The organism is Nostoc sp. FACHB-133, from assembly GCF_014698055.1.
Classification (GTDB): Bacteria; Cyanobacteriota; Cyanobacteriia; order Cyanobacteriales; family Nostocaceae; genus Nostoc.
Genome location: NZ_JACJSH010000018.1, coordinates 141885 through 149219 on the forward strand (window position 1 = coordinate 141885; position 7335 = coordinate 149219).

Genomic DNA, 7335 nt, shown 5'->3' on the forward strand with positions numbered 1-7335 from the left:
GGCCACTATATCTAAACAGGAGAACGATTCTTCAACATGATCAAACTGCGCTTGAAGCGATTCGGTAAAAAACGGGAAGCAAGTTACCGTATTGTCGCCATTAACAACCTCGCTCGCCGTGATGGCCGTCCCCTAGAAGAATTGGGATTTTATAACCCCAGAACTGATGAAGTGCGATTAGACGTTCCCGGTATCGTCAAGCGACTACAACAAGGCGCTCAACCCACTGACACCGTACGTCGCATTCTAGTAAAAGCTAATGTTTTTGAACAGGTCAGTGCAACAACAGCCGCATCATAATTTCGGAACAAAATTGCCAACAGCCAGTCCCAACTATGTTGATCTGGTTCGGTTTTTGGTGCAGCCATTTTTGGAATCTCCAGAGACTTTAAGTGTCGATTGTGAAATTTCTCAGGCCCTCAACCGGGTTTGGGTTCGCATCGCCTTTGAAAACACAGATAAAGGGAAAGTGTTTGGTCGAGGGGGACGCAATATTCAGGCGATTCGTACAGTAATTGCCGCAGCCGCAGCCGCAGCTGGGCAATCAGCATACCTGGATATCTACGGCAGTACCACTCCGGGCCGCGAAGGTATGTCTTTTGATGAAGACACAGAAGAGCGATCGCCACCGCCGACTAGGAGAGAAGCGCGTGGAAATGATGGGCCTAAACCCATTGTTAAACCCCGCCTCCGCTAGGTTAAAACTAGAGAGCAAATCTGAGCGGTTGTAGTTACCTCCGCTCAGAATTTTTGTAAAGATGGAAAGTAGCAAAAAGATTTTTGGATCTTTTTTTGAACTCTTCACCGAAGAGGCAGGGGAGAAGGGAGCAGGGGGCAGGGAGAAAGATACTGAAATTACTCTGCTACAAGGGTTAGAGAGCAACTAAATTTATTTATGCTCAAAAGTAAAAGTATTTATTATGCCTACGGCACGCTGCGCGAACGAGATGTGTAACACGAGAAATAATACATTCTTATTTCAGAGCCAATACATTCATTTATAGGGATTCTCCCCCCTGCCTCTTTTCCTCTTTTTGAACAGTGTCGATAATTTGTTGCAAAAATTTTTCTAAAATGTAAGTAAAAAAGCGTAATTTCGCCTTTGGCGAGAAAATATTAACCTTTGTCAAAAATAGATCCTTACGAATTAAGAAATACTATGGCAGGTGCTTTCACAATTCAGCTGCCGAATGTTTCCAGTGCGATCGCTCTTGGGGGAGATGGAGAAGAAAATCTCAAAATCCTATCTCGGCAAACAGGAGCCAATTTAGTGCTACGCGGACAGGAATTAATGATTTCTGGTAATCAAGAGCAAATTGATCTGGCTTCTCGATTGGTGCGATCGCTTGAAGAACTCTGGATTAAAGGCAATACCATCACCAGTGCCGATATTTTAACAGCCCGTCAAGCCATAGATAGCGATCGGCAAGGGGAACTGCAAGATTTACAGCGAGATGTCCTTGCCAAAAGTCGCCGGGGCGAAGAAGTCCGTGCTAAAACCTTCCGCCAGCGTCAATATATCGACGCACTCCGTAGGCGCGATCTCACCTTTGGAATTGGGCCTGCTGGTACTGGCAAGACTTATCTTGCCGTTGTTGTTGCCGTGCAAGCACTCCTGGCCAATCAAGTTGAAAAGCTAATTTTAACTCGCCCTGCCGTCGAAGCTGGTGAAAAACTCGGTTTTTTGCCTGGAGACTTACAGCAGAAAGTTAATCCCTATCTTCGCCCACTTTACGATGCTATTTACGAATTCATCGACCCAGAAAAAGTACCTAGTTTAATGGAACGCGGTGTAATTGAAGTCGCACCACTTGCCTATATGCGAGGACGCACCCTCAATAACGCCTTTATCATTGTTGATGAAGCTCAAAATACTACACCCGCTCAGATGAAAATGGTTTTGACTCGTTTGGGCTTCCGTTCGCGGATGGTGATTACAGGTGACATGACACAAACAGATTTACCACTTCACCAACAATCAGGTTTAGGAGTGGCTTTACAAATTTTAAAAAACGTTGAAGGTATTGCCTTTTGCGAATTTTCCCAAAAAGATGTCGTGCGTCATCCTCTTGTTCAACGCATTGTTGCTGCTTATGAACAATACGAAAAATAGGGATTGGGAATTGGGCATAGGGCATGGGGCATTAATTAGGACTCATCGTTTAACTAACGACAAATAACAAATGACAAAGGACAAATGACAAATGACCATAACATTGAAAGAATTTTTAGAAGCTTGTGAGACTCTTGGAACCTTGCGTTTAATTGTCACTAGCAGTGCGGCTGTATTAGAAGCAAGGGGCAAGATTGAAAAGCTATTTTATGCAGAATTGCCTAAAGGTAAGTATGCGAATATGCACACCGAAGGCTTTGAGTTTCACTTGAATATGGACAAAATCACTCAGGTGAAATTTGAAACTGGTGAGGCAAAAAGAGGTAACTTTACTACCTATGCAATTCGCTTTTTAGATGAGAAACAAGAATCTGCTTTGAGCCTATTTTTACAATGGGGGAAACCGGGAGAATATGAACCCGGTCAGGTGGAAACTTGGGAGACTCTAAAAGAGAAGTATGGAGAAGTTTGGGAACCTTTACCAGCAGAGATTTAATATAGATAATTGGTAATTGGAAAAAACCGTCAATCACCAATTATTTAGATAATACGATGTCACGAAATTGAATATCTTTAAGTGATTTAGGTGAGTCAAATCCTTCTACTTGAATGTTAAGCACTTGTATTTTCTTGACTTGTAAAGGAATTTCGATAAAACTCACACTCAACCTAACATTAGCATTTTGGATAAGTTGTGTACTAACGTAATAATTATTTTTAATTGCATCAATTTCAACTGAGTCAGCAGGATATGTAATACCCTCTAAATCCAAAAATTTGCTTCTTTTAGAGGTATAATTACCATATAACCTCAGTTCTCTATCCTTAAGGGTATTTGTTATTAATACATCACATTTTACATTTTCATTTAATCTTTTGCAGCTTTTAAGTTTAAAAATAAACCCTTCTACTTCGACCGATTGTTGAGATACTGTTTCTTGTTGAATACTTGGGTTACTCTTGTCAGGAATTGTAGGCGCAGGAGTTTGATTTGGCAAAGGATTTTCAAGAATAGGCTGAGGTGTTGGTGTTGATTTAATCGGATTTGGCAAATCAGTTTCAACAGGTGATTGCGAGGTAACTTCAGAAGATTTTATAGTTTTTTCGCTAGATGTATTTTCGGAACATTGTAGTTTGAAAAAACATCTAACTTCTGGAGTTGTAATAGCAATAATTACACTTAATCCTGTTAATAATAGACCGAAAATAGCGATAAATTGATTAAACCCTACTTTTTTACTACGATATTTCAAAACTTTGTCTTGGATGAGCCTCCAAAGTTTGACAATTTGTTCATTTTCGTGATCTCCATCCCAATTTACTAGATAAGCTGGTTGAATATCTAAAAATTCTCCAGGGATTCGAATATTTTCAATTAATACAGGAATCAGAATCTTATTATTTTTTGCTTCCGAAGCCAAGTTTTTCAATAAGGCAGATTTTACAGAATTATTTGACCATAAAACTATAACAAATTTAGCTTTATCTAGCATTTCTGTTGTCTGATTTATGATTTTACTTCCTATGGAAATATTTTGTGCTTTCCAAACATTAATACTATAATAATTTAAAGCATCTTCTAGGAGACTTGCTATAGCTTTATCCGATTCGGAGTAGAGCAAACAAACTTCATTTTGACGTGCATTCATTTATTCTTTTCCTAATTTTGCAAATTACTTAGCTCTCACCAAAATTTATGGTATTGATATATTGATATACTATAAAATTAGACAATCAGCATTTTATGGAATTGTACACTAGTAATAATTACTTTTCAAATGATCAATTATGATAACTTCTCTGAAAATTTTATGTACTAGATATCATAGCTCAATGTGTAATTAGCTAGCTGGATAATGAGCAATAGCTCAAATGCATTATTTTCCTGGAGATAAATTTTTATTCCATAACAAATAAATATTAAACAAACACTACCGATGCTTGCAATGAGGTCGATTTGGAGTTTTTGCTTGGTTGTTTCGTTTCTACTATGGAGTGGTGAAGCTTTTGCAGGTGAGTTGTCTGAACGGTTAGCAAATTTTCCCCAGTGGGAAAAATTAACCTCTGTGCAACCGGCTTCGGGTGATTTGGTTTACCCTGAATGGATGGCTGGTGATTGGCAAGTTACCAGTACTTTAATAGATTTAGCTGCACCTTTAGCACCAGATGTCGTAACTCCAGGGTTTGAAGGTAATCGCCGACAATTAAATCAGCCTGTGAGTTTTGTAGTAAGATTTGTAAAAGAACAACCAGATGTTTCTAGGTTAAAAATATTTCCTCAGATAGATTACAAATCCCCAAGTTTGGTGGCAGATAGAGCGTTTAATAGTTTGAATTTGGCACGAGCTTATTTAGGGGATGAAGCAGTGTTATCGGTCAAAGTAGATCCAGATTCACCTAATCGTCAGATTACATTCCTGCGTAGCAGTCGCCAACTAGTTTCCATTGTGACTGCACGAGCTACAGAAACTCTTCCTGATGGCAAGTTCATCACCACAGAAGTGTTTCAACAATTATTCAAAGGTGGTTCACGCCCCTATTTAAACTCTGTAGAATCTACCACTGCTTATCATAAACTTCCAACAGCTAATCCGGCAATTGAGGCAGATCAAGTTACTGCTGTCTATCTTTCACCCCAAGATCCAGATTACTTTAAAGCTAATTATCAACCAGTTGCTCTCTATCGCTACCGCCTAGAATTTATCCCAGCACAAATGCCTAGTACTCAAAAAGAATGATTTAAACCTAATAGACCTTGACTTATTTGTATTACGTTTGTAGTATATAAGTTCCAAGCTCACGATCGCGCTCTTGGACGGTGTGCATCATGGCCAAATTTCAAGATATTGTCAATTACTTTCGCTCTGACTGGAAGCTGAGTCTTTTTAGTATTACAGCATCTAGCATTTACGAAATTATTGATTTGGTTGTTCCTTATGCGATTGGGCAGATTTTAAACGTTTTGTCTAATCAACCTTTGGATAAACCACTTCAAAGTGCGATCGCAACTTTTTCAGACATCACTAATTACCCTATTAATAAAACTCTATCTTTGGGTGTATTACTGGGTTTAGTTTTCGTTGTCACCGTAGTCAAAGCGCCAACCCAACCTTGGTTAACCCATTGGTTTCATTGGGATATATCCTTAAGGTTGCGTCGCCAGAAAGCCCAAACAGCCGTAGAAAAAATTCTCACTCTCCCACTAGAATTTTATGATGAAAATAACCCAGGACGAATTGCTGGAAGAATAGCAAGAGGTATTTCTAACCACACTTTTACGTATCCTGAAGTTGCCGGACAGTTAATTCCTAAACTATTTCGGGTACTGGGAATTTTCTTGTTTATCTTGGTGATTGAGTGGCGAATTGCGATTTTATATTTGATTTCCTTTGTAGTTATTCTTGGCTTTAGCTTGAAGGATTTAAAGCATCTGATTTGGCATGAAACTATTCTGGATAAATATTCAGAAGATACGGAAAGTCGTAATTCTGAACTGATCACCAACATCAAAACGGTAAAAGCATTTGCTACTGAAGCTCATGAACTAAAGCGGCAAAAACAACGTTTGGATCGTGAGCTAATGGTAGTTGAGTATCGCGTTCACAAAGGTTATGTGAAACTGGCTACTTGGCAAAGGACTGTAATTCAGTTTTGCGTGTTTACTATCTTGGGTTTGACTCTAGCAGCAACAGTAGACGGTAGAATTTCTCTTGGTCATTTTGTCATGACATTAACTCTTTCTAGCATGGCTTATGCCGAATTAGAACCTATTAGCACATTGGGAGAACTTTTTGCCCGTCGTTATTCTTCTATGCTGCGGTTTCACGAATTTCTCCAAGAGCCAATTCCATTTGATTCAGCTAGTCTTTTAGAAGAGAGCAACCAGACAGAATTACCCTATAAATTTACTGGAAAAGTTGAGTTGTCCCACGTCAGTTTTGGATATGATGCCAACCGTCAAGTTTTGCAAGATATTAACTTGTTGATTGAGCCATATCAAACAGTGGCATTAGTTGGGCGTTCTGGTTCTGGTAAGTCTACTTTAGTGAAATTGCTGTTGCGATATTTCGAACCTCAACAAGGCCAAATTTTGATTGATGGTCAAGATATTAGCACTTTGAATGTGGGTAAGTATAGACGAAGGCTAGCGATCGTTCACCAAGAAGTAGACGTTTTCAACGGTACTATTTTGGATAACCTCACCTATGGCAGGCGGGATGCCAGTTTAGAGCAGGTTAAGGAAGCCTGTAGAATTGCCAGAGTCGATGAAGTAGTGCAACACTTACCCCAAGGTTATTACACCGTTGTGGGTGAACGAGGTGTCAGATTATCTGGAGGACAAAGACAACGGTTAGGAATTGCGAGGGCGTTGCTAGTGGAACCAGATGTGCTGATTTTCGACGAAGCCACTTCTAGCTTAGATTATGAATCTGAGCGTTCAATTCAGCTAGCGATGCGATCGATTCAGGGTACTTGCACCACTATTGTGATTGCCCACCGTTTAAGTACAGTGCGAGAAGCAGATAAAATTGTAGTTTTGGAGCAAGGAAAGATTGTAGAAGTGGGTAGTCACGATGAACTCTTGCATCAAGAAGGCATTTACCGCCGCTTGCACTCCCTGCAAGAAACAGGAGAACTCCTAAGTTAGGGGATAATACCACATTTGGATTTTGGATTTGAGAATGAATTAATCTGCTTGATTAAATCGACTTTATTAACAGTAAGGTCGATTTTTCCCAATTGTAACTAACAGCATTACCTTACTATAGCGTTTCCCAATCTGGTGAAGTACATTCTCAAAGCTAATAACCTTGTTTCACAAGATTTGGGTGTACCTCAGTTGCTTAGGAAACGCTATAATAATTAATGCATATCTAATCGCTTAAGATAAAAATTTGCAATTTAATATCTATATATATATTAAAATTATATCATTACAAGATTTACTATAAAAAACAGTACTAAAAAACTACCAAATAGTAGCCTTTTAAGAATCATTATAAATTATTGAATATTTAATTTTTTGGAAGTCTAAATTAGAATTAGCTATCCTCACATTAGTACAAGGAATTGGCTATTTCTTAAAGTTGTTATTGAGATGTTAAAAACCAAGTACAGATTGGGAGCTATGCGGTTTCGTCAGATCCAGTAAAAAACAAGCGATCACTAAATCATTTTCCCAGTAGTATAAATTTATTTATACTTTTTAAGCAGTATTAACA

General features: G+C 38.8%; 7 protein-coding genes. 6 read left to right on the forward strand and 1 reads right to left on the reverse strand.

The features are described from left to right. Positions 1-36: 36 nt before the first annotated feature. From rpsP to H6G86_RS16740, 4 genes are all read left to right on the forward strand, one after another. Complete coding sequence (gene rpsP, locus H6G86_RS16725; RefSeq protein WP_094328165.1) at positions 37-300, forward strand: 30S ribosomal protein S16; 264 nt, start codon at positions 37-39, stop codon at positions 298-300. Further along, on the forward strand, positions 260-697 hold the full coding sequence (locus H6G86_RS16730; RefSeq protein WP_190935247.1) for a KH domain-containing protein: 438 nt from the start codon (positions 260-262) through the stop codon (positions 695-697). The genes rpsP and H6G86_RS16730 overlap by 41 nt, the downstream gene beginning before the upstream one ends. Positions 698-1159: 462 nt before the next feature. Then, entirely contained in the window at positions 1160-2113 is a 954-nt protein-coding gene (locus tag H6G86_RS16735) for a PhoH family protein (RefSeq protein ID WP_190935260.1), read from the forward strand. 91 nt (positions 2114-2204) lie between these two features. Beyond that, complete coding sequence (locus H6G86_RS16740) at positions 2205-2609, forward strand: ChuX/HutX family heme-like substrate-binding protein (protein ID WP_190935248.1); 405 nt, start codon at positions 2205-2207, stop codon at positions 2607-2609. Between the two features lie 40 nt (positions 2610-2649). Here H6G86_RS16740 and H6G86_RS16745 read toward each other — a convergent pair whose 3' ends face one another. Then, a complete protein-coding gene (locus H6G86_RS16745) occupies positions 2650-3762 on the reverse strand; it encodes a toll/interleukin-1 receptor domain-containing protein (RefSeq protein WP_190935249.1) in 1113 nt (370 codons plus the stop codon). Positions 3763-4050: 288 nt separating this feature from the next. On the opposite strand from H6G86_RS16745, the gene H6G86_RS16750 reads away from it, so the two are divergent. Together H6G86_RS16750 and H6G86_RS16755 are read left to right on the forward strand one after the other, a co-directional pair. Then, positions 4051-4851 (forward strand): DUF6816 family protein, encoded by an 801-nt coding sequence (locus H6G86_RS16750; RefSeq protein ID WP_190935250.1) that lies wholly within the window; start codon positions 4051-4053, stop codon positions 4849-4851. A gap of 89 nt (positions 4852-4940) precedes the next feature. Further along, positions 4941-6761 carry an ABC transporter ATP-binding protein gene (locus H6G86_RS16755; RefSeq protein WP_190935251.1) on the forward strand — a complete coding sequence of 607 codons (1821 nt, stop codon included), beginning with the start codon at positions 4941-4943 and terminating at the stop codon, positions 6759-6761. The last annotated feature ends 574 nt before the right edge of the window (positions 6762-7335 follow it).

What these genes read in the sequence shown, in the direction of transcription:
- H6G86_RS16745 (WP_190935249.1), bottom strand. Translation starts at nt 3,762, where the DNA reads ATGAATGCACGTCAAAATGAAGTTTGTTTGCTCTACTCCGAATCGGAT.
- rpsP (WP_094328165.1), top strand. Translation starts at nt 37, where the DNA reads ATGATCAAACTGCGCTTGAAGCGATTCGGTAAAAAACGGGAAGCAAGT.
- H6G86_RS16750 (WP_190935250.1), top strand. Translation starts at nt 4,051, where the DNA reads ATGCTTGCAATGAGGTCGATTTGGAGTTTTTGCTTGGTTGTTTCGTTT.
- H6G86_RS16755 (WP_190935251.1), top strand. Translation starts at nt 4,941, where the DNA reads ATGGCCAAATTTCAAGATATTGTCAATTACTTTCGCTCTGACTGGAAG.
- H6G86_RS16740 (WP_190935248.1), top strand. Translation starts at nt 2,205, where the DNA reads ATGACCATAACATTGAAAGAATTTTTAGAAGCTTGTGAGACTCTTGGA.
- H6G86_RS16730 (WP_190935247.1), top strand. Translation starts at nt 260, where the DNA reads ATGTTTTTGAACAGGTCAGTGCAACAACAGCCGCATCATAATTTCGGA.
- H6G86_RS16735 (WP_190935260.1), top strand. Translation starts at nt 1,160, where the DNA reads ATGGCAGGTGCTTTCACAATTCAGCTGCCGAATGTTTCCAGTGCGATC.